The sequence below is a fragment of the Lactococcus sp. dk101 genome, assembly GCF_009601055.1.
Taxonomy (GTDB): Bacteria; Bacillota; Bacilli; order Lactobacillales; family Streptococcaceae; genus Lactococcus.
This window is the reverse complement of sequence record NZ_WITI01000003.1, coordinates 21578-43452: the sequence shown is the minus strand read 5'-3', so window position 1 is coordinate 43452 and position 21875 is coordinate 21578. Positions and strand designations below refer to the sequence as shown.

The 21875-nt window shown below is 38.6% G+C and carries 20 protein-coding genes, 9 tRNA genes, 1 rRNA gene and 1 other RNA gene; 10 read left to right on the top strand and 21 right to left on the bottom strand.

The features are described from left to right. Positions 1–504: 504 nt before the first annotated feature. The 7 genes from GHI45_RS03805 (at position 505) to lpdA (ending at position 8639) form a co-directional block, all read left to right on the top strand. A complete protein-coding gene (locus tag GHI45_RS03805; protein ID WP_147779634.1) occupies positions 505–1152 on the top strand; it encodes an HD domain-containing protein in 648 nt (215 codons plus the stop codon). 21 nt (positions 1153–1173) lie between these two features. After that, the gene (locus GHI45_RS03800) at positions 1174–2022 is read left to right on the top strand and encodes a glycerophosphodiester phosphodiesterase (RefSeq protein ID WP_147779503.1); all 849 of its coding nucleotides are present in this window, start codon (positions 1174–1176) and stop codon (positions 2020–2022) included. A gap of 318 nt (positions 2023–2340) precedes the next feature. Next, the gene (locus tag GHI45_RS03795) at positions 2341–3345 is read left to right on the top strand and encodes a lipoate--protein ligase (protein ID WP_147779502.1); all 1005 of its coding nucleotides are present in this window, start codon (positions 2341–2343) and stop codon (positions 3343–3345) included. A gap of 52 nt (positions 3346–3397) precedes the next feature. Next, a complete protein-coding gene (locus GHI45_RS03790; RefSeq protein ID WP_147779501.1) occupies positions 3398–4522 on the top strand; it encodes a thiamine pyrophosphate-dependent dehydrogenase E1 component subunit alpha in 1125 nt (374 codons plus the stop codon). A gap of 2 nt (positions 4523–4524) precedes the next feature. Beyond that, on the top strand, positions 4525–5505 hold the full coding sequence (locus GHI45_RS03785) for an alpha-ketoacid dehydrogenase subunit beta (RefSeq protein ID WP_147779500.1): 981 nt from the start codon (positions 4525–4527) through the stop codon (positions 5503–5505). Continuing rightward, positions 5498–7078, top strand: a complete 1581-nt coding sequence (locus GHI45_RS03780; RefSeq protein WP_147779499.1) for a 2-oxo acid dehydrogenase subunit E2 — start codon at positions 5498–5500, stop codon at positions 7076–7078. The genes GHI45_RS03785 and GHI45_RS03780 overlap by 8 nt, the downstream gene beginning before the upstream one ends. A 142-nt stretch (positions 7079–7220) precedes the next feature. Continuing rightward, on the top strand, positions 7221–8639 hold the full coding sequence (gene lpdA / locus GHI45_RS03775) for a dihydrolipoyl dehydrogenase (protein WP_147779498.1): 1419 nt from the start codon (positions 7221–7223) through the stop codon (positions 8637–8639). A gap of 30 nt (positions 8640–8669) precedes the next feature. Here lpdA and recO read toward each other — a convergent pair whose 3' ends face one another. The 5 genes from recO to GHI45_RS03750 all read right to left on the bottom strand — a co-directional run bounded on the left by recO (position 8670) and on the right by GHI45_RS03750 (position 11920). After that, complete coding sequence (gene recO / locus GHI45_RS03770) at positions 8670–9434, bottom strand: DNA repair protein RecO (RefSeq protein WP_147779497.1); 765 nt, start codon at positions 9432–9434, stop codon at positions 8670–8672. 115 nt (positions 9435–9549) lie between these two features. After that, the gene (locus GHI45_RS03765) at positions 9550–10725 is read right to left on the bottom strand and encodes a pyridoxal phosphate-dependent aminotransferase (RefSeq protein ID WP_147779496.1); all 1176 of its coding nucleotides are present in this window, start codon (positions 10723–10725) and stop codon (positions 9550–9552) included. A gap of 144 nt (positions 10726–10869) precedes the next feature. Continuing rightward, positions 10870–10942, bottom strand: a tRNA-Lys gene (locus GHI45_RS03760). Between the two features lie 107 nt (positions 10943–11049). Then, entirely contained in the window at positions 11050–11553 is a 504-nt protein-coding gene (locus GHI45_RS03755; RefSeq protein ID WP_147779495.1) for a GNAT family N-acetyltransferase, read from the bottom strand. 25 nt (positions 11554–11578) lie between these two features. Next, positions 11579–11920: a helix-turn-helix domain-containing protein gene (locus tag GHI45_RS03750; RefSeq protein WP_187230063.1), complete on the bottom strand. Its 342-nt coding sequence runs from the start codon at positions 11918–11920 to the stop codon at positions 11579–11581. Positions 11921–12128: 208 nt separating this feature from the next. Here GHI45_RS03750 and GHI45_RS03745 point away from each other — a divergent pair, with 208 nt between their 5' ends. Both GHI45_RS03745 and GHI45_RS03740 read left to right on the top strand, forming a co-directional pair. Beyond that, positions 12129–12308 carry a hypothetical protein gene (locus GHI45_RS03745; protein ID WP_147779493.1) on the top strand — a complete coding sequence of 60 codons (180 nt, stop codon included), beginning with the start codon at positions 12129–12131 and terminating at the stop codon, positions 12306–12308. 99 nt (positions 12309–12407) lie between these two features. After that, positions 12408–12776 carry a TIGR02328 family protein gene (locus GHI45_RS03740; RefSeq protein WP_147779492.1) on the top strand — a complete coding sequence of 123 codons (369 nt, stop codon included), beginning with the start codon at positions 12408–12410 and terminating at the stop codon, positions 12774–12776. Between the two features lie 34 nt (positions 12777–12810). Here the strand turns inward: GHI45_RS03740 and GHI45_RS03735 are convergent, their stop codons facing one another. Next, positions 12811–13161 carry a hypothetical protein gene (locus GHI45_RS03735; protein WP_147779491.1) on the bottom strand — a complete coding sequence of 117 codons (351 nt, stop codon included), beginning with the start codon at positions 13159–13161 and terminating at the stop codon, positions 12811–12813. A 163-nt stretch (positions 13162–13324) separates the two neighbouring features. Between GHI45_RS03735 and GHI45_RS03730 the strand changes: the two genes are divergently transcribed. Next, positions 13325–13414: transfer RNA gene (locus GHI45_RS03730), tRNA-Ser, on the top strand. Positions 13415–13473: 59 nt separating this feature from the next. Here the strand turns inward: GHI45_RS03730 and GHI45_RS03725 are convergent. The 15 genes from GHI45_RS03725 to GHI45_RS03655 all read right to left on the bottom strand — a co-directional run bounded on the left by GHI45_RS03725 (position 13474) and on the right by GHI45_RS03655 (position 21865). Beyond that, positions 13474–14202, bottom strand: a complete 729-nt coding sequence (locus GHI45_RS03725; RefSeq protein ID WP_147779490.1) for an epoxyqueuosine reductase QueH — start codon at positions 14200–14202, stop codon at positions 13474–13476. A 100-nt stretch (positions 14203–14302) separates the two neighbouring features. Continuing rightward, positions 14303–14489, bottom strand: a non-coding RNA gene (gene ssrS, locus GHI45_RS03720) — 6S RNA. Positions 14490–14571: 82 nt separating this feature from the next. After that, on the bottom strand, positions 14572–15549 hold the full coding sequence (locus tag GHI45_RS03715; RefSeq protein WP_147779489.1) for a polysaccharide deacetylase family protein: 978 nt from the start codon (positions 15547–15549) through the stop codon (positions 14572–14574). 82 nt (positions 15550–15631) lie between these two features. Beyond that, positions 15632–15705: transfer RNA gene (locus tag GHI45_RS03710), tRNA-Asn, on the bottom strand. 7 nt (positions 15706–15712) lie between these two features. Next, a 5S ribosomal RNA gene (gene rrf / locus GHI45_RS03705) occupies positions 15713–15828 on the bottom strand. 2 nt (positions 15829–15830) lie between these two features. After that, positions 15831–15904 (bottom strand) — tRNA-Ile (locus GHI45_RS03700). A gap of 14 nt (positions 15905–15918) precedes the next feature. Then, positions 15919–15989: transfer RNA gene (locus GHI45_RS03695), tRNA-Gly, on the bottom strand. Positions 15990–16019: 30 nt separating this feature from the next. Continuing rightward, positions 16020–16092: transfer RNA gene (locus GHI45_RS03690), tRNA-Phe, on the bottom strand. A 19-nt stretch (positions 16093–16111) separates the two neighbouring features. Continuing rightward, a tRNA-Met gene (locus GHI45_RS03685) sits at positions 16112–16185 on the bottom strand. A gap of 10 nt (positions 16186–16195) precedes the next feature. After that, positions 16196–16285, bottom strand: a tRNA-Ser gene (locus GHI45_RS03680). 22 nt (positions 16286–16307) lie between these two features. Next, positions 16308–16379 (bottom strand) — tRNA-Glu (locus GHI45_RS03675). A 154-nt stretch (positions 16380–16533) separates the two neighbouring features. After that, positions 16534–18612 carry an ATP-dependent zinc metalloprotease FtsH gene (ftsH, locus tag GHI45_RS03670; RefSeq protein ID WP_147779488.1) on the bottom strand — a complete coding sequence of 693 codons (2079 nt, stop codon included), beginning with the start codon at positions 18610–18612 and terminating at the stop codon, positions 16534–16536. A gap of 172 nt (positions 18613–18784) precedes the next feature. Beyond that, complete coding sequence (hpt, locus tag GHI45_RS03665; RefSeq protein ID WP_147779487.1) at positions 18785–19324, bottom strand: hypoxanthine phosphoribosyltransferase; 540 nt, start codon at positions 19322–19324, stop codon at positions 18785–18787. After that, positions 19317–20597, bottom strand: coding sequence for a tRNA lysidine(34) synthetase TilS (gene tilS, locus GHI45_RS03660; protein WP_147779486.1), 1281 nt, complete (start codon positions 20595–20597; stop codon positions 19317–19319). Before tilS ends, hpt begins: the two co-directional genes overlap by 8 nt. Then, positions 20594–21865, bottom strand: coding sequence for a serine hydrolase (locus GHI45_RS03655; protein WP_370450743.1), 1272 nt, complete (start codon positions 21863–21865; stop codon positions 20594–20596). The genes tilS and GHI45_RS03655 overlap by 4 nt, the downstream gene beginning before the upstream one ends. Positions 21866–21875 lie beyond the last annotated feature (10 nt).

The following is a 21875-nucleotide window of genomic DNA, read 5'->3' as shown; positions in this document are numbered from 1 at the left end:
TACTTGAATTTAATATCTAGGAAAATGACATATCTAGCTTTCAAAAATCCTGATGTACTAATTAGGATAAGTGATATTATTCCTAAAATGAATGCGATTATAGACTGAGTAGCAACAAATGTCAAAAAAATTGATATAGAAAGAAAGATTAGAGCAACTAATAAGTAAAGATAAAAAGAAATACAATTAGAAATAAGGAAAGTCTTAAAATAATACTGAGATAACTTTTTGTTGATTTCATAATTATCCTTTCAGAAGTTTGTAATCTATTGACTTCTGCAATCAAGCTAAGTGTATCAGATTGTCAAGGAATATTCAACTTTTTCCAAAAATAAAAATGACAAATTATCATTTTTGACTGACATTTTCTAGCTAAATATTTTCTATATTTCTGTTTATTTTATTTTAATTAGTTTATAATTAAAGGAGGAAATGAACTTCTGATTTTCATTTTTCATTTCCCAATTTTTCCCTAGAAAGTTGTTAAAAATGACTGATTTGAACATGGATAAGCTTCAAAAAATTGCGGGTTTCGCAAAATCAATTCATGCAGGAAATGGCGATGGTCACGGTTTTGACCACATCGAACGTGTCGTCGCAATCGCAAAGAAAATTCTCTTGACTGAGCCAGAGGCTAATCCAGAAATCGTTCTTGCAGCTTGCTATCTTCATGACACATATGACGAAAAAATAACTAAAAATGTCGAATTACAGAAAAACAAAGTCAAATTATTTTTGTCAGAGCTGACAGAGGATAAAATAAGTGACGAAATCATCTATATTATCGATAACATGAGTTTTTCTTCAAATTTGCATGAAAAAAGAAGCCTCGACCTCAATGGACAAATCGTTCAAGATGCAGACAGGCTTGATGCAATGGGAGCTTGGGGCATTGTGCGCACCCTTCAATACGGCTGGAAAAAAGAGCGAGAACTCTATAATCCAGAAATTTTACCGATGACTTACAACTCAAAAACAGACTATCATCAGCAAGATAAAAACACAACAATCAATCACTTTTATGAAAAATTATTTCTTCTGAAAGACCTCCTCAACACTTCCGAGGCAAAAAAAATTGCTGTCAGTCGTGACAAGATTATGCATGATTTTGTTCATGCTATTGAGTCAGAATTTCAGGAAAATACACACTAAAAAGTTAAGAAAGGCGGAAAAATGGTCGTAGGACTAAACAAAATTATTAACGGCGTCAGACGAAATCTCGACCGCCGAAAAGCTGATCGTGCAGAACGCTGGATCCGGCTTCATCAGCCAGCTAATCATGACATTCAAACCTTGGTTTTTGCACATCGTGGCTCAAAATGCAACCGTCCAGAAAACACTCTATCTGCCTTTCACGAGGCACTTCGTGTGGGAACTGATGGGATTGAACTCGATGTTCATTTGACCGCTGACAACGAACTCGTTGTCATTCATGACGAAAAAATCGACCGAACAACCAATGGAAAAGGACTTGTCCAACGGCTGACTTTAGCACAACTCAAGCGTTATGACGCTGGTGCATGGTTTGGTACCGAATTTACTGGCGAACGCATTCCGACACTTTTAGAGGTGCTGTCATTGCTGACAGAAAATTCTTTTACTGGTGTTCTAAATATTGAAATAAAAACAGATAAGCATCAATATCCAAACATTGAAAAGCTTCTGTCAGAGCTGATGACACAGACAGAGTGGCCTTTTGAGCATTTATACAGCAGTTTCAATCTTGAATCTCTTCGCAAGATGAAAGACCTTGAACCTGACACAGAGTTAAGTTTCTTAACGGAAAATAGCATCAGAAAAATCGAACGTGGCTTGATTGAAGACTTCATTCAAAGCATTCACCCGCGTAAAACTTATGCGTTTAAGCACCCTGTTCTCACTTCTTTTTCAACAAAACCGATTCGCATTTGGACCGTCAATAGTGAAAAAGAAATGCTTCTAGCTTTTCAGGAAAATATTGCAGGAATTATCACCGATTATCCAGAAAAAGCACTTCAAATACGAAATGAAATTTCAAAATAAGGCACATTTTGTGCTTTTTTTGTTATAAATCAATTTTTTAAAAATCAATGTAAGGGTATGCACGAGATTACATTTTAGGTAAAAAATATCACAATCTTTTCATCTAGAACATGATTAAATCAATTTATGAAAACGCGAACTATTTTTCTTTACATATTTTTCACAAATGATATAATAAGAAATGGAGGGCTTTCAAAAGTCAAAGATTTTTTACGTTTTTCTTTACATTGTTTTTCCAAATGATATAATGTACTTGAAAGCGTAAATGTCAAATACTTTTTACGTTTTTCCAAGCTCAATTTAGAAGGGGTTCTAACCGTGCAATTTATTAATTATCTTGGACAAGATGCTTATACTAACATTGCGATGGACAGTTGGCTGCTTTACAACTTAAAGCCGACTGAGCCAGTTTTTGCTTTATGGCAAAATAAACGCGCTGTTATTGTTGGCCGAAACCAAAACACATTCGCTGAAATCAATCAAGATTACATCGATAGCCATGACGTACAAGTCGTGCGCCGTGTTTCTGGTGGTGGCGCTGTTTACCATGATGAAGGAAACATTTGCTTTACCTTCTTCGTTCCTGTTGAAAATTCAGGAACTGTTAATTTCAAAAAATTCGTTCAACCAATGTATGACGCACTCCATGCCGTAGGCATCAATGCAGAAATCACCGGACGTAACGACCTTGAAGTTGAAGGAAAGAAAGTTTCTGGTAACGCCCAACGTTATGCGGGTGGCTACTTAATGCATCATGGAACATTACTTTGGGACACAGATGTTGAAGCGATGATTCGCTCACTCAATGTTTCAGATGAAAAGTTTGTTTCTAAAGCAGCAAAATCTGTCCGTACGCGTGTCGGAAACATTAAAGACTTCGCACCAGACCTTGACTTGAATACATTCATCGACAAATTGAAATATTATTTGACTGATGAAGGAAAAGATGGCGAAATCGTCTTGACTGACGAACAACTCGCTGGTATCAAGGAATGGCGCGACAATCAGTTTTCAACATGGGAATGGAATTATGGCCAATCACCAAAATTTGAATTTAGCAACCATGCAAAATTCACTGGCGGTGGCATTGATGTTCAAGTAAACGTTGAACACGGTAAAATTGCAGAGGTCAATTTCCTAGGGGACTTCCTTGGTGTTCGAGACTGGCGTGATATTAAAGACCAATTTATTGGCATCGAATTCACACCAGAAGCCGTTCTTGATGTTCTTGAAAAGAACAAAGAAGGACAATATTTCGGAACAATCGATAATCTTGAACTTTCACAAATGTTCAAAGCTGATCAATTGACTGAAAGCAACTGATTTATACAACCCACAACTGCTAAATTTCTAATTAAAAGAAAGGAAATCGATCATGTCAAATAGCACACAGATCTTAGATTTCAAAGCACAATTGGAACTGCAAGACACTGCATTCCCAATGTTGCAAATCCTGAACGAAGACGGTAAAGTCGTCGATAAAGACGGTCTCAAACGCGCGGGTCTCTCAGACGAAAAACTCGTAGAACTCTTCAAACAAATGCTTTTCGCACGCCAAGTAGATATCCGTTCTATGAAACTTGCAAAACAAGGACGTATGGGATTCTTCGGACCTCACGCAGGCCAAGAAGCATCTCAAATGGCTTCAGCCTTTGCTTTCACTGATGAAGACTGGCTTTTCCCAGGTTATCGTGACCTTCCACAAATTTATTCTAAAGGTTGGCCAATCTGGAAAGGTCTCCTTTGGAGCCGTGGACACCAACTCGGAAACGAATACACTACTGAAGATGGAAAACCAGTTAATTCTTGGTTCCCACAAATCATCATTGGTGCTCAATACGTTGAAGCTGCTGGTGTAGCTCTTGGACTTAAAAAACGTAAAAAAGATGCTGTAGCATTTGTTTATACTGGAGACGGTGGTTCATCACAAGGTGACACTTACGAAGGAATTAACTTTGCTTCTGCATACAAAGCACCACTCGTTGCTTTCATTCAAAATAATGGTTATGCAATTTCTACACCACGTAGCTTGCAAACTGCTGCACCTCACTTGGCTGCTAAAGGTTGGGCTGCTGGTGCTCCTTCTATCGTTGTTGATGGTATGGATGCTATCGCCATGTACCTTGCTTCTAAAGAAGCTCGTGAATGGGCTGTTGCTGGTAACGGGCCTGTTGTTATTGAAACAATTACAAACCGTCTTGAACCACACTCAACTGCTGGTGATGATCCACTTCGCTACCGTACAAAAGAAGAACTTGATGCTTGGTGGAAGAAAGAACCACTCATCCGTATGCGTAATTTCTTAACTGAAAAAGGCATCTGGGATGAAAAACAAGAAGAAGCATACGTTGCTGAACTTGACGCCCTCATTGATGGAAACGTGAAGAAAGCTAACGCTGTTGAAAAACAAAAAATCTCAAGCTTCATCAAGAATACTCTTGAAGTTCCTAGCCAAGCGATGGCAGAACAACTTGCGAAATTTGAAAGCGAAGGTAAATAATAATGGCTAAAAAGACATATATTGCTGCTATTACAGAGGCGCTTGACCTTGCCCTTGAAAAAGATAAAGACACATTGATTTTTGGTGAAGACGTTGGTCAAAATGGTGGAGTATTCCGTGCTACTGACGGACTCCAAGCTAAATATGGCGAAGACCGCGTATTTAATACACCACTTGCCGAATCAGGTATCGGCGGACTTGCTATTGGTCTTGCAACTCAAGGTTACAAACCAATCATGGAAATCCAATTCGGAACATTTATTTTCGAAGCATTTGACTCTATTGCTGGTCAAATGTCACGTACTCGTTACCGTTTTAATGGTACTCGTTCTAACAACATCGTTGTTCGTACACCTTACGGTATCGGTACTAAAACACCTGAAATGCACGCTGACTCAATCGAAGGATTGCTTTCACAAATCCCTGGTTTGCGTGTTGTAATGCCTTCAAACCCAGCTGACGCTAAAGGATTGCTCCTTGCTTCAATCGAAAATAACGACCCTGTTATGTTCCTTGAAAACTTGCACCTTTACCGTTCACTTAAAGGTGAAGTTCCTGAAGGTTATTACACTACTCCTCTTGACAAAGCTGCTGTAGCAAAAGAAGGAACAGATGTTTCTATCATTGCTTACGGTGGTACAGTTCCACTTGCTTTGAAAGCAGCCGATGAACTTGCCAAAGAAGGTATCAACGCTGAAGTTCTCGACCTTCGCACAGTTGCTCCTCTTGATATTGAAGCAATCGGTGCAACTGTTAAGAAAACTGGTCGTGTTGTTGTTGTCCAAGAAGCTCAACGTACAGCAGGTATTGCTGCTAACGTCATGGCTGAAATCGGTGAACGTTTCGTTCTTGATTTGGAAGCTCCAATCGGTCGTGTTTCTGGTCCAGACTCAATCTTCCCATTCTCACAAGCTGAAAATGACTGGATGATTAAAGACGCTGATATTGTTGCTAAAGTTAAAGAGGTGGTAAATTATGACTGAAATTTTTAAAATGCCTGATATCGGTGAAGGAATGGCCGAAGGCGACATCGCAAACTGGCTTGTCAAAGTCGGCGATGTAGTTAAAGAAGACGATCCTGTTGCTGAAGTTCAAAATGACAAACTCATGCAAGAAATCTTGTCTCCATATTCTGGAACTGTTACAAAATTGTTCGTTGAAGCTGGCACAACTGTTGCCGTTGGCGAACCTTTGATCGAATACGATGGTGACGGAACTGGTGCGGCGGCTGCTCCCGCAGCTCCTGCTGCAACGGAAGCGCCTGCTGAAGCTGCTCCTGCTGGCGATGCAATGATCTTTACAATGCCTGACATTGGTGAAGGTATGGCCGAAGGCGACATCGCAAACTGGCTTGTTAAAGTCGGCGACGATGTTAAAGAAGATGATCCTGTTGCTGAAGTTCAAAATGATAAACTCATGCAAGAAATCTTGTCTCCTTACACTGGTAAAGTCACAAAATTGTTCGTTGAAGCTGGTACAACTGTTGCCGTTGGCGAACCTTTGATCGAATACAACGGAAACGGTAACTCTGCTCCTGTTGCTGCTGCTACTACAGCTGCCCCAGCCGCTGCTGCTACTGTTCCTGTTGCTGCTAGCGAAGGTCAATTGACTAAGACAAGTTCAACTGGTCGTATTCTTGCAATGCCTTCAGTACGTCACTACGCGCGTAAAGCTGGTATCGACTTGACTCAAGTTCTTGCAACTGGTCGTCACGGTCACACAACACTTGCTGATGTTAAAGCTTTCGAATCTGGTGCTGTAGCTCCTGTTGCTGCTCCAGCTACTGATGCTAAACCAGCCACTAAAGCTGAAGCACCTAAAGCTGAAAAAGCACCTGCTGTTAAATCTGGTGCAACTGACGAACGTGTTGCCATGAACCCAACTCGTAAAGTTGTTTCTAAAGTGATGACTGCGCAACATACGCACATCCCACCTGTTACAAACTTTGACCAAGTTGAAGTTTCTAAACTTGTAAAACACCGTTCTTCATTCAAAGAAGCTGCTGCAAAACAAGACATCAAATTGACTTATCTTGCTTATGTAGCTAAAGCTTTAGCTACAACAGCTCACAAATTCCCAGACATTAACGCTTCTGTTGACTATGAAAAACAAGAAATTGTTTACCATGAACACGTTAACGTTGGTATCGCTGTAAATGCACCAACTGGACTTTACGTACCAGTTATCCATGAAGCTGAAAACAAATCAATTCTTGAAATCGCTAAAGAAATTGCTGAATTGGCAGCTGCAACACGTGATGGCTCATTGAAACCAGCACAAATGCAAGGCTCAACAATCACAATCTCTAACATCGGTTCAGCTCGTGGAACTTGGTTTACTCCAATCATCAACGGCTCTGACGTCGTTATCCTCGGTCTTGGTTCAATCGTTAAAGAACCAATCGTAAATGGCGAAGGCGAAATCGTCGTTGGTCAAAACATGAAATTGTCTATGACTTACGACCACCGTTTGATTGATGGTATGCTCGGACAAACATCATTGAACTACTTGAAGTCACTTCTTGCTGACCCTGAGTTCATGTTGATGGAAATTTAATAGGGCGGTAGAAATGACGCTTAAGCGCCTATTTCTACCACGCAAGTTCCTAGCGGACACTTGCTACCTTATTCATAATAGATTCTGTCAGAGCTGACAATTCCTTGTCATTACTGACAGAAAAATTTGGAGGATGTAAAAAATGGTTGTTGGTGCACAAGCCACAGATGTAGATACAGTTGTTATTGGTTCAGGCCCTGGCGGTTACGTTGCTGCTATTCGTGCTGCTGAACTTGGCAAAAAAGTAACAATTATTGAAAAAGACAATATTGGTGGTGTATGTTTGAATATCGGATGTATCCCTTCAAAAGCCTTGATCAATATTGGTCACCACTACACAGATGCAATGGAAGAAGCTGAAAAGAAAAATCCATTTGGCCTTTCTGTAAATGATGTTAAATTGGACTGGGATGCAGCTCAAGCTTGGAAACAAGATAAAGTTGTTAGCCAATTAACTGGTGGCGTTAAAATGTTGCTTAAAAAGCATAAAATTGATGTTATCAAAGGAACTGCTGAATTTGTTGACAATGAAACAATCAACGTTGAACAAGAAGACGGCTTCAAATTGCTTCACTTCAACGATGTAATTATCGCAACAGGTTCACGTCCAATCGAAATTCCACCGTTCCCATTTGGCGGACGTATCGTTGATTCAACTGGTGCTTTGTCACTTCCTGAAGTGCCTAAACACTTGATTATCGTTGGTGGTGGTGTAATCGGTTCTGAACTTGGTGGTGCTTACCGCATGCTTGGTTCTAAAATCACGATTGTCGAAGGACTTGATCACATCTTGAACGGTTTTGACAAAGAAATGTCAGACATTATCGCGAAACGCGTTAAATCTGCTGGTTCTGAAATTTTCACATCAGCAATGGCAAAATCTGCTGTCCAAACTGACAAAGACGTTACTTTGACTTTTGAAGTTGACGGTAAAGAACAAACCGTTACTGGTGATTACCTTCTTGTTTCTGTTGGACGCCGTCCAAACACAGACTTGATTGGTTTGAACAACACAGACGTTAAAATGACTGACCGCGGATTGATTGAAGTTACTGATTCTTATGAAACTAACGTTCCTCACATCTACGCTATCGGTGACGTTGTCCCTGGCCCAATGCTTGCACATAAAGCTTCATTCCAAGCGAAAGTTGCTGCTGCTGCCATTGCTGGTGCTGAAGATGCTGTTGACCTTCACGTTGCACTCCCTGCTGTTGCTTATACAACAACAGAACTTGCAACTGTTGGTGAAACACCAGATTCAATTCAAGGACGCACAGACGTTAAGATTTCTAAATTCCCATTTGCTGCAAATGGACGTGCCATCTCAATGAACGACACAACTGGTTTCCTTCGTTTGATTACTGAAACAAAAGAAGGTGCTATCATTGGTGCTCAAATCGTTGGTCCTGGTGCTTCAGACTTGATTTCAGGTCTCTCACTTGCGATTGAAAATGGTTTGACTTCTAAAGACATCTCACTCACAATCCAACCTCACCCAACACTTGGTGAAGCAATCATGGATACTGCTGAGCTTGCTGATGGCTTGCCAATTCACGTATAATAAAATAAAAAGGACTCGAAAGAGTCCTTTTTATTTTTTCATAATATCAGCCCAAGAACCTGGTTGCATTCCATCTAAAAACTTCTTTGATTTCAGTCTTAGTCCGACATATTCATCGTAAAGTCCATCAATAAACTGACGCAATTTATGCTTCATTTCTGGCTTAATCGAGATTTTTTTTAAATCATCAAGCGAGATTTCTTGAAACAAATGACAAAAATAAATAATATTTGGATCAAGATGCGACCGACGTAAATCCTCATCAAAGTGCTTATGGCATAAACAGGCATTATATTTGTAGGAGTAATCAAACGGCCCTTGTGTTGTATGGCAGAAAGCACACTCAGCAAAATTTAATGAAATCCCAAACCTTGATATGATTTGAAGCTCAAAGATATTAGTGATAATCTCCATATCAAATCCTTCATCAAGAAGCTCAAGAGCGCGAATAAGAAAGCTGTAAAGGGCTGGATCATACTGGTTATCAGCAATCGCTGCATCTGCAAGGCTAATAATATAGCTCGCGTGCGCATTGATAAAAATATCTTCTGCAATATGCTTATAGGTTACCGTTTCACTGACGTCGTCCAAGAAACTAAACCCTTCGTCATTGATGACAGCAATGATTTGACCAGTTGTAAAGTTCTGTAAACTGCTGGCATATTTAGATTTACTGAAGTTTTTGACGAAAAACATCCGTTTTCCGAAACTCTCTGTAAACATCTTGACCAGTTTATCTTTTTCTTTATAATTTTGACTATAAAGCACAAGTGCTTTGCTTTCAGCGTCTCTCATCTTGCTCCTTTCATTTCAACTTTGTAAACAAGGTTTACAGCGCTGTAAACCTTGTGCTTATCTCCTTTCATTATATCAAAAAACTTCTGTCAGTACTGACAGAAGTTTAATTTTTTTATTTTCTTTTTTCAGAAACATAAGCTTCAAGCCTGCTCATCGCTGTTTCGATCACTTCCATAGAAGCTGCATAGGAAAGACGGACGAAGCCTTCACCATATTGTCCAAAGCTGATGCCTGGAATAATAGCAACGGCCTGTTCTTTTGCAAAATCAACACAGAAATCAAATGAATTTTGAATCAAGTCTGCTGGAATTTTGGCAAAGATATAAAAGGCGCCGTCAGGCTTGATAATCTCAAAGCCAAGTTTTTCCATGTGAGTGAGAATATAATCACGACGTTTGAGATATTCTGCTTTCATTGCTAAAGCGTCATCTTGTCCATTTTTAAGTGCTTCAATGGCTGCAAATTGAGCTTGCGTTGCAGCTGAAGTCACAAGATATTGATGTGTCTTGATGATTTGAGCTGTCAATGCTTGAGGCGCAAAAATCAATCCAATTCGCCAACCTGTCATGGCATGAGATTTCGATAGACCGTTGAGCACAATGGTTTGTTCACGCGCAAATTCTGCAATCGAAACATGAGCTTCGTTGGTATAATTTAACTCACTGTAAACTTCGTCAGCAATGACAAAAACTTCATGGCGCTTCACTACTTCTGCAAGTGCTTGGATTTGGTCTCTTGAGTAAGTTACACCTGTTGGATTTGCAGGATAATTCAGAATCACGGCTTTTACTTTTCCAGCATGTGCTGTGAGGGCTGAATCGAGCATTTCAGGCGTCAAAACAAAATCATTGTCAGTTGTGTCAATTTCAACGAGAGTGCCACCAGTAAGCGTTATGAGAGGCTCATAGCCAGGATATGCTGGAGCAGGTATCAAAACTTCATCTCCTGGAACCAAAATCGAAAGCAAAGTCGCCGAAATCGCTTCTGTAACACCAACAGTGACCAAAATTTCATCCTCAGCCTGATAATGTAAACCATATTTTTTCGATAAAAAGTCACTGGCAGCCAAACGCAAATCAAGTAAACCAGCCATACCCGTATAATGGCTTTGATTTGCTTCAATCGCTGCAATACCCGCTTGTTTGACGTGTTCTGGCGTGTAAAAATCTGGTTCTCCAAGTGTCAACTTGATGATACCTGGAATGTTTGACACTTGTTGGTCAAATTGACGAATCATTGATACTGCAATTTTGTCTAAATTTGGATTAAATTTTTTTGTTAAGTCCATAGAAGCCTCCGATAAAATCTATTTGGTTTCTATTATATAATTTTTTCTGATAATTTTCACGATTGCAACTATTATTTTATAGAATAAAAAAAGCTGTCCAATGGACAGCGTATCTGTGAACTACGAAAGTTCACGGAAAGGTGATGGCTCGGCAGGGGCTCGAACCCTGGACCCATAGATTAAGAGTCTACTGCTCTACCAACTGAGCTACCGGGCCATATCTGTATGCTACGAGAACGTACTTAACTATTTTACCATTTTTATGATAAATTGCAAGGATTTGTTCATATTTAGCAAATAAAAAGCTTGTCCAAAACAAGTTTTTTAATGATTTTCGATATAATCAGACTTGAGAATTCCCATAAAATAAGAATCGTGATACTTTCCACCAGCAAAAAATTGCTGTTTTATTGTCCCCTCAATCGTAAAGCCCAGTTTATTATAAATATGAACCGCCTTATCGTTATGAACATCGACCCATAGATAAACCTTGTACATGTTCAACGTGTGAAAGGCGTAATCAATCCCTTTTCGTAAAGCTTGCTGTGCCAAACCTTGCCCTGAAAATCGGTCAGTAATGATAATCTGAATTTCGCAGTTTCGATGAATGTAGTCAATACTGACAAGTTCAACAATTCCTGCAAATTCATCATCAACATCGACAACAAAACGTCTTTCATGCGTATCATGAATGTGTTTATCGTACAAGCTGGTTAATTCATCAAGTGACTCATAAGGCTCTTCAAACCACAAACGCATGGTCTCAGCCTTATTATCAATAATATGTATTTGTCTCAAATCAGTACGTTCCAAAGCTCTAATTTTCATATATCCTCGTTCTAGTGACTCAACATCACTTTTGTTTTTCAAACATCAGACCTGCCAAAGTTTTTAGAATATCCTTATTTTCTCTCGAAAGATGTCGATAATGATAAATCAACTGATTTTCGTCTGTTGATTCGACAAATTCTGTCAGTGATTGCGTTCGGCGTTCATTTTGTGTGCCAACCAAATAACCCTTGTCCACTTCAAGAAAACCTGACAATTTCTCAAGTGTTGCCAATCGTGGCGCATTCGTCCCATTTTCCCATTTCACAATCGTACTTTTATTTACTTGCATTAAATTTGCTAATTCTTGCAGGGTAAAATCCTTATCTTTTCTCGATTGCCTAATTCGGTCTGCCGTCAATGTCATTTTTTCACCTCTCCATCCTTTTTTGTCTCTATTATACCTCATTTATCTGTTTTTTGGCAGACCCTCCTAGGATTTTTAGTGCTATAAAGCGAGAAAAACAGCTGTCAGCACTGACAAAAGAAATTAAAAAAAGGCTTTCATATTAAACAACTTCTTGCTATAATGTTTATAAGATAATACTATCTACTTTATATACAAGGAGAAAACGATGGACAAACAACAAGCGCATGAATTTGCTTTGGCCTTTGCAACAACCGAGTACCGACGCATTTCAGAATACGAACTCAAGACATCAGCTAGAAAAGTTGACATCACAAACGAATTTGCCCCTTTACAAACATTCTTGCAACTCTATAAAGACGCCTTTAGAGAGGTCTATAACGGATAAAATCAAAGCAATCAGACAATATCTGGTTGCTTTTTATGTTTCCAAATTCCCTTTCTTATTTTGATATAATATAAAAAAAGAGAAAATGAGGATTTCTTGATGAGATTATGGCATCAATCACTGATAACACGTTTACCAAGGCAACAACTGCTCGGACAGCACAGAGAATGCTGCGCATTAAGAGGAAAAGGCTGGGGCAAAAACCACGCAACTGTCAACTATGTCTTTTCACATGACCCTTATAAATTGTATCAGTATCATTGTCTTGTCATGGACGAGATGGAAAAGCGAGCCTATAAGCCAAATTTAACTTGGCGAAATCCAGCCTATCGAGGTCAGCAGACAAGTGCTTACCCAACAGTAACTGAAATCAAGATAACCACTCCCATTTATTCCGAACACGATGCCACTTATCTTAAGGAATGTTTACTGAACTTAAAATCCAAAGGAATAACCATTGAATTATAGTCTGCAATATCCGATACTCTCACAATCACTTTCATCAAATAAAGAAAAATAAAAAGAGCATCATTAGCATAATCACGCATGGAAATATAAATCTTGAAAACCAAACTCTTTTTCCTTTTAGCGTGTTTGGATTGACTGTCCTCCCTTTTCTTGTGAGTCTAGGGACAATATCATCTTGACTCTCTGAATAAGCTTCTTTGGTCAATCGAAATTCAGAAAAATGAAAAATAAATAGATACAAAGCATCTAAAAAAAGAAGTGCAATCAGTATTCTGAAATTAGGTTCAAAAACTCCCATCATCGATAGAATGATTAAGAGACTAAGAATAACCAGGACTAACATCGTCCATTGTACAATTTTTGCATTTTTTATTTTTTCTTCCATTTTTTCTCCACTATTCCTTAAAAATTAGCCTCATTATATCATTTTTCATAAAAAAATGTACTCACAATTTTACATCATCTCTCGTATTTTTATTGAATAGCCACTTTCATAGCTAGTATTTGCAATCATTATCATCTTATGTTATTATATTTTTATGGAATTTGGAGGATTACCCAAGTCCGGCTGAAGGGAACGGTCTTGAAAACCGTCAGGCGGGTAAAACCGTGCGTGGGTTCGAATCCCACATCCTCCTTAATAAAAAACAAAAAAAGTCTAGTATTCTAGGCTTTTTTTGTTTATAAACGAACGAATTTAAGAACCTTGATTATATTTAATGAATTCGATTGCCTCTTTATTGATTGCTTTCAAATCAATCCCCTGCTGCTTGGCAGCAAAGACACAGCCACAATAACACTGCCGGTAAATATCGTATTCCTTGCACATCTCAATCGAACGCTTGTATCCATTGTTCTTTTTAAAATCGGTTGGTAAATAAAGTGTCTTGTAGATTTTTTGAATGTCCAATCCAATTTCATTGATGGTTTGACTATTTTTCATTGGAGAAATCGTTAATGCACTTCCATAATAATCAAAACCTAATTCTTCTGCCTTCTTAGCCACAGCATCCAATCTCATTTCAAAACAAGAGGCACATCTCAATCCGCCTTCAGGTGCGTCACTTAGTCCCTTTTCCTTAACCATTTTCATAAACTGACTAGGTTGATAAATATCTGAAATGAATTTTACAGCATTCCCTGTTCTTTTATTAAAATCACTTATAAACTTCTCTTGAACACTTTTTCTTCGCTCATACTCACTCCGAGGATGGATATTAGAATTTGAGAAAAATATTGTGACATCAGCATAGCCAACCAAATACTCTAACGAATAGGTGCTACAAGGTGCACAGCAACTATGAAGCAAGATTGATGGACGAATGTTTTCAACTTCCCAAGTCTCTTTAACTTTCTGAAATACACGATCATAATTAATTTTTTGATTGCTATTCATTTTGTTGATAATCTCTAAACTATTTTTCATAAGACCTGTATCCTCCTTTTTACATTATATCACATGTGAAAACAATAACAAAAAAGCTTCCTATCTAAGATAGAAAGCCGTTATTTTACAAATTAACACAAAAAGCACTGATTGAATGCCGTGTGCTTACCCACGTATTGAACCCGCTCAAAAGCCAGGTGGGTGTTCTCGCTTCCGCTTAGTCGCTCCCCGAAGGTCTGCATACTACGGAATGTCTCATGAACCCCTATGCAATACAAAAAATAGTCGGTCAATTAAAAGAGTAAGCTCGCACATTCCAGTGCTTTATATAATCTAATATTAACATGAAATTCATTTTTTTTCAACTGTAAACGCTATTTTAAATTTTAAAGCTCATACAGATTGGTTTCAATTTTTTACATTTTGCTCATTAAAAGTCGTAGCAGGTTTCAAATAAGACATCATCAAATCAGGCCCTGTTGTACTCGACATTCTGAAACGTGGCAAGGTAAAGAGTCCATTTGCAGCGGACGCTTCTTCAGCAACAGCACCATTTCTACCTGGATCAAGTGTTCCATAGCTATAGCCTAAAGATTTTGCAATCTCAATGGTTTGTTGATTGTAACCTCCTGCTGGATAGCAAATAATGTTTGTATTTTGATTAAGTTGCTCATCAAGCTCCTTTTTAGATTGTTTGAGTTGATAAGTTGCATCTGCAGTACTCAATGTGCCTAAGTCAAGATGGCTGACCGTATGACTAATAAAGTCAACTAAACCACTTGCCTTCATTTCTTTGATTTGTTCCCAAGTCAAAATTCCGGGTTGATGATTGTCAACAAATCCAGTTATAATGGCTGCTGTCGCATGCATATTATACTTTTTCAATAAAGGATAGATGTCACGATAAACCGTCAATGAACCATCATCAAAGGTTAACCATACCATTTTATTACTTGGTTTGGTCTTTGTCGTCAAGACTTTAACTGCTTCTTGTGCTGTGAGCGTCGTATAGCCCGCCTCCTTGAGTGCAGCTAAGTCTGCCTCCAGAGTTGAGTCAGGCATCCAGTTGCTCCCTCCTGCCAAATCTGAGGCCTGTGAGGAAGCATAGTGAAACATCAAAATCGGAATTTGATTATCAGCACTTGATTGAATCCAAGTTGAAGTCAATGATGAGTTCTTACTGGTCGATACTGTCGTTTTAGAAGTTGAGGAGATTGAAAGCTTCGTCGATTGACTGCTTGAGCTGGCAGTCGTCGCTTTTTTGTTAGTTAGCAACGAATTTACCGTCACAGTTCCAATGCCAATTACAAGTAAAAGCAAAATAAAAGTAAATATAAAAATTCCAAATTTGTTTTTCTTTTTTCTACGTTGAACACGTTTATTCATTGTGATCTTCCTCCAATGTCGCGATTATACCATAAAATGCAAAAAAAGAATAAAAAAAAATCAGCCTTAGCTGATTTACTTACTGCGGTTGTCAGACTCGAACTGACGACATCATGATTAACAGTCATGCGCTACTACCAACTGAGCTAAACCGCAATATCTAACTTGGCAACGACTTTATCTCGCGGAGAGCGACCCTCAACTACTTCCAGCCCGATAGGACTTAACTTCTGTGTTCGACATGGGAACAGGTGTATCTCCTATGGCAAAATTACCAAATATGGGAAACTCAGGATTCGAACCTGAGACCCCTGCGTTATCAACACAGTGCTCTAACCAACTGAGCTAGTCTCCCTAAATATTTATTAAAGCGGATGACGAGAATCGAACTCGCATGGTCAGCTTGGAAGGCTGAAGTTCTACCACTAAACTACATCCGCATAAGAGATAAGATGATTTAAAATCATCAATGGCGCGGGACGGAATCGAACCGCCGACACATAGAGCTTCAATCTATTGCTCTACCAACTGAGCTACCGAGCCAAAACAAATTAAATTGTAATTGCGGGAATAGGATTTGAACCTATGACCTTCGGGTTATGAGCCCGACGAGCTACCTAGCTGCTCCATCCCGCGATAAAATAAAAGGAGGATGTGGGATTCGAACCCACGCACGGTTTTACCCGCCTGACGGTTTTCAAGACCGTTCCCTTCAGCCGGACTTGGGTAATCCTCCATGGCTGATATATTTATATCAATAGTCGATACGGGATTCGAACCCGTGTTACCGCCGTGAAAAGGCGGTGTCTTAACCCCTTGACCAATCGACCAACTTCGCGACCTGCTTTGTGTCCTCCAAAACAGTACTTCTCTATTATATACTATTCAGGAGAAAAGTCAAGAATAAACTACGATTTTTTTTATTTTTTTTCATCTTCATTCGGATTGAGCCTCGAAAATCCTTTAAAACAAAGAAAAAACAGCTTATTCAGCTGTTTCATTTTCTTTGTTATTTTCTTGCAGATGTTCAGTTTGTTCTGCTTGAGTTGACGCATTGATTTCATCTTCAAAAACAAGATTGTTTTCACCATCTTCATGATTTTTATCTGAAAGTGACTCTTCAAATGTTTTTGGTTCAGTAGATTCAACCACTTCGTTTGGCATTTCCCCTGTTTCAAAGAGAGATTTGATTTGATTTGCATCGAGAGTTTCATATTTGAGCAATGCTTCTGCAATTGCTTTATGTTGCTCACGGTGTGTTTCAATCGCTTCTTTGGCACGATCATAGGCTTCAGACAAGATACGACGTACTTCATCGTCAATCATAACTGCCGTAGCTTCTGAATATGTCTTGGTTTGACCATAATCACGTCCAATAAAGACTTGATGATCACCTTCGTATGAAACCATACCAAGTTTTTCAGACATCCCGTACTCAGTAACCATTGAACGAGCGATGTGTGTCGCTTTTTCAATATCGTTTGAAGCACCTGGTGTTGCTACACCAAAGACAATTTCTTCACCAAGACGACCACCCATCAGACTCGCTAATTGGTCTTTAAGATGGAAGTTTGTTGGTTGCATAATTTCTTCATCAGGAAGGGCAAGCATATAGCCACCGATACGTCCACGAGGAACGACAGTAACTTTACGCACAGTGCTACCATTTTCAAGCACAAGTCCAACGATGGCGTGACCAGCTTCGTGGTAAGCCACGATTTCACGTTCACGCATTGATTGGAGACGGTTCTTCTTAGCAGGACCAGCCATTGCACGGTCCATACCTTCATCAATATCAGAAGCATCAATGAATTTTTTATCTTGACGAGCTGCAACAAGTGCTGCTTCATTCAAGACATTTTCCAAATCTGCCCCAACATAACCTGGAGTTTGTTGAGCTACTGTTTTAAGACTGACATCTGGAGCCAATTTCTTATTACGAGCATGTACTTTGAGTACTGCTTCACGACCTTGAACGTCAGGAGCGCCAACTAAAACCTTACGGTCAAAACGGCCTGGACGAAGCAAAGCTGGGTCAAGTACGTCTGAACGGTTAGTTGCTGCAATGACAATGATTGATTCACCAGTATCTTGGAAACCATCCATTTCAACGAGGAGTTGGTTAAGGGTTTGTTCACGTTCATCGTTTCCGCCGCCCATACCAGCACCACGTTGGCGACCAACTGCATCAATTTCGTCAATAAAGACGATAGATGGAGCAGTTTTCTTTGCATTTTCAAAGAGATCACGCACACGAGAAGCTCCGACACCGACAAACATTTCGACAAAGTCAGAACCTGAGATACTGTAGAATGGCACGCCAGCTTCACCAGCAACTGCTTTAGCAAGCAATGTTTTACCAGTTCCTGGAGGGCCTTCGAGGAGGACACCCGCAGGAATACGCGCGCCTAAATCATGATATTTCTTAGGATTTTTTAGGAAATCAACAACTTCAACGAGTTCTTGTTTTTCTTCTTCTGAACCGGCAACATCTGCAAAACGAACTTTTGTTGTTTTACCGTCTTGTTGTTTAGCACGAGATTTACCAAATGACATTGGATTACCCGCACCGCCACCGCCACGATTGCCCATTCCGCCCATCATGAGCCAGAAAATACCGACCATGAGGAGAACTGTCAATAATGGAGAAAGCAATGAAAGCCAAACACCACTAGATGAAGCTTGAATAACATTCAATTCAACACCATTGTCACTTGAAGCATTTTGAATATCTTTAATGACACTGTCTGTTGGAATGATATAGGCTTGAAAGTTTGATACACTTGTTGTTGTCGTCCCCATAAGAGGTGTGCGAGTCTCAACTTTTTTAGCTTCTTTATATTCCCCTGTGACTGTAATCAAGCTATCAGAAGGTTGCATTGTAACCGACTTGATGTCTTTGTCCTTGATGTTTGTTAGCAACTGTGAGTAGCTAATTTTGTCAACATTGGAATTGTTGTTACTAAAGAAATAGTTGATACCAACAACAACAACAATGACTAAAAGAACCCATAAAAAAGTATTTTTAATGAATCCGCCATTTTTTTGGTTGTTATTATTCATATTTTCCTTGTCTTAATTTTATTTAATACTGAAAAAATTCAGTACTATTTTGTAATAGTTATAACATATTTTTTTTTTAATTTCTATTAGTAAGTATTGGTCAAACTGCTTTTCATACTTTAGTCTGATTTTTGGATGTAAGCATTCCCATTTTTGTCAGAGCTGACAGAAATTATTTGGTGTAAATTTCTTCTTTAAGGACACCGACATAAGGAAGATTACGATAATTATTTTCATAGTCTAATCCAAATCCGATAACGAATTCGTTTGGAATAGTAAATCCTGTCCATTCAGGTTCAATGTCAATCAAACGTCCAGAAGGTTTGTCCAAGAGAGTGACGATTTTAACGCGCGCACCACGGTGTTCAAGAAGTTCCTTAAGGTATTTCAAAGTTCTACCTGTATCAATAATATCTTCAACAATGAGGATGTCACGGTCACGAACAGCTGTGTCAACGTCCATAATCAATTTCACTTCACCAGAGGATTTAGTACCACCATGATAACTTGAAACAGTCATGAAATCCATCTCTAAATGGCAATCCATGTGTTTAATAAGCTCAGCCATAAAAGGGACTGAACCACGTAAAATCCCAAGAACCAACGGATTTTTATCTTTATATTCTTCAGTAAGTACTGCTCCAAGCTCAGTTGAACGAACACGAATTTCTTCTTCTGAAACAAGTACCTTTTCAATATCTTTTTCAAGCATTTTCTACTTTTTCCTCTCTTAGGATGGGCTTGACCCATAATGTTCTTCTCATTTTATCATTTTTGAGCGCTTTACTCAAATCAGAACACACTAAATTAGCGATTCCATAGACATTATTTTCAACCAAAATAAGAAAATTTTGTCTTTTTTCTAAGGAAACGTGTTTTTCAATGAAATATTTTCTCAAACTCTTATGATTTCCATTGATTAAAATGACATCGTGTGGTCGTCTGCGACGGATTTCGATTTTGCCATTTTGTGGTAAATCAATCTGAAAATACGAAGAATCATGGGGATTTTCTGATAAAATTTCCAGATAATTTGACCAATCGTCGTCTAATGACTTTGGCTTTTTTTCAATGTAAAAATTTTCATGATTTTTTACGAAAATATAATCTTTATTTAATTCTGAGCGGTATTGCTGATGCCGGTTCAAAATCAACAATAAGTCGGCAAATTGGGCTTTAGACATTTGAATATCTGAAAACTTTGTCAAATACTCTTGTAAAATAAAATGCTGTAAACTTGGCGACTGTTTCAAAAAAAGAGTCAAATCAACGGTGTCACCAATGACACCGAGTGATTGAATGTTGTCAGTAATGACAGTCATCGCCTTTTTAATTTCACTAGATAAGTCAGCAATAGCTTCAGAAAAGCGTGGATTTTCTTCTGTCATTTCCGGAATGAGCTGATTTCTTACTCGATTTCGAAAATAATCCAAACCAAAATTTGTCTGATCTTCGTAAAAAACTGGGGCATCAAAATCTGTTTTTGAAAAGTCAAGCAAAGGCCTTATAAGCTCGCCCGATGCAAAAGGTTGACACTCTTTTATTCCCTGTAAACTTCGCAAAGGTCTTCCTGTAATTTGACGCATCAAAACCGTTTCAACAAGATCTCCTTTGTGGTGTGCTGTGACAAGTGCTGTATATGCATTCTTTTCCATGGTTTCCTGAAAAAAACGATAGCGGAAATCTCTCGCATTTTGCTCTGTAAACTCACCTGTAAACCGTGCCACATAAACTGGAACAGCTAAATCATTTCCCAGTTTTCTAATTTGCTTTTCTTCATTTTCAGACGCTTCACGTAAACCGTGATTGATATGGACAATGCCTAATTCAATCGCTAAAGTTTCTTGAAACTCGTAAAGCCAATTAAACAAGGTCATTGAATCAATGCCACCAGAAAGAGCCACCAGAACTTTCTGATGCTGGTCAAAATAATGTCTTTCTTTTACTGTCTTTAAAAATTTCAATTTTGAGCTTGAATGCGTCATTTCAATACCTCATAAATGTCTTGAGAAATTTGTTGAATTTGTTGGTCTGAGCCACCTGTTGTTTCAATGACTAATATGTATGGTGTCGATGCAAAAACAACTGCAGCATCGTGATTTTCTGATCCAGCACTTCCAATTTTGTGAGCTACCGACACTGTTGAAGGAACGCCTGCTTTTATTTTTACATTATCAAAAGCAGTATTAAAGAGTGCATCAAAAGAGGCTCCGCCTTCTTCATATAAGCCCTCGAGGACATTTCCGACCATTTGCGCAGACGCTTCTCTGGTTTTAGGATTCCATGCCTCTCCTGCAAGTTTGCTAATCGCATTTTGATATGCCTGGCTAAATTGATTGGTTTCATAATAAGCCAAAAGATTGCTTCCAACATTATCAGATAATTTTACTGTCCGATTGATAACATCTTGTAAACTATAAACTTTATCATCAGCAGTTTTTGGTAAATTTCCAGTTCCTTGAGGTTGGTAGCTTCCATAAAAACTATTGATTTTTGAATCATATCGTAAGCCATCCGAAAGGCTCGCATATCCACTATTTATTTGCTTTTGAGTCCAGTATAAAATTGGAATTTTAGCTAAACTAGCAGAATACATTTTTTCATTTTGGTTTACACCTGCTGTAAACTTAGTGTCAATTTGTTTGACATAAATTGAATATTTAGAGTCGTTGTATTTTTGATTGAGCAAGGTTTGAACTTGCTGCATTTTCGGATTTGTTTCTGATACATTTGCTTGACTGATCCAGCCTTTTTGCCCATTTGGCAAACTAACTTCATAGTAAGTTCCCCAAAGTGTTTGAGCAACCTGTATGCTTGTAAATAATTCAGAAGCTGCTACTGAAGTAAAGCTTTCTGTATTGTAACTTGTATAAGGATTATAATAAACTGGCGTCGTACTCTTGGTATAGATTTCAACTGATTTATCTTCCGTTTTTTGGACAATGTCAGACGAAACTTGTGCTTTTTTTGCCGAAACATAGGTGCCATCACTAAGTTTGAATGAATTATCCTTTAATCCAACAATACTAAGTCGAGTTTTCGCTGCAACTACTCCGAGCTTCTTTGTTAGTGAAACATCAGCATATTTGTTCATTTGCTCAACTGATATAGCTCTTCTTGGAATTGTTTCCCAATAATCAACTTTTATATCTGCAGCCTTTACAACCGTTTCATTCTTTGTTTGATTTTGATTTTCTTTACTACTATCTTGATACCACAATGTAAAAAAGCTTGGGATGATCATTAAGATCATCGCCAAGCCC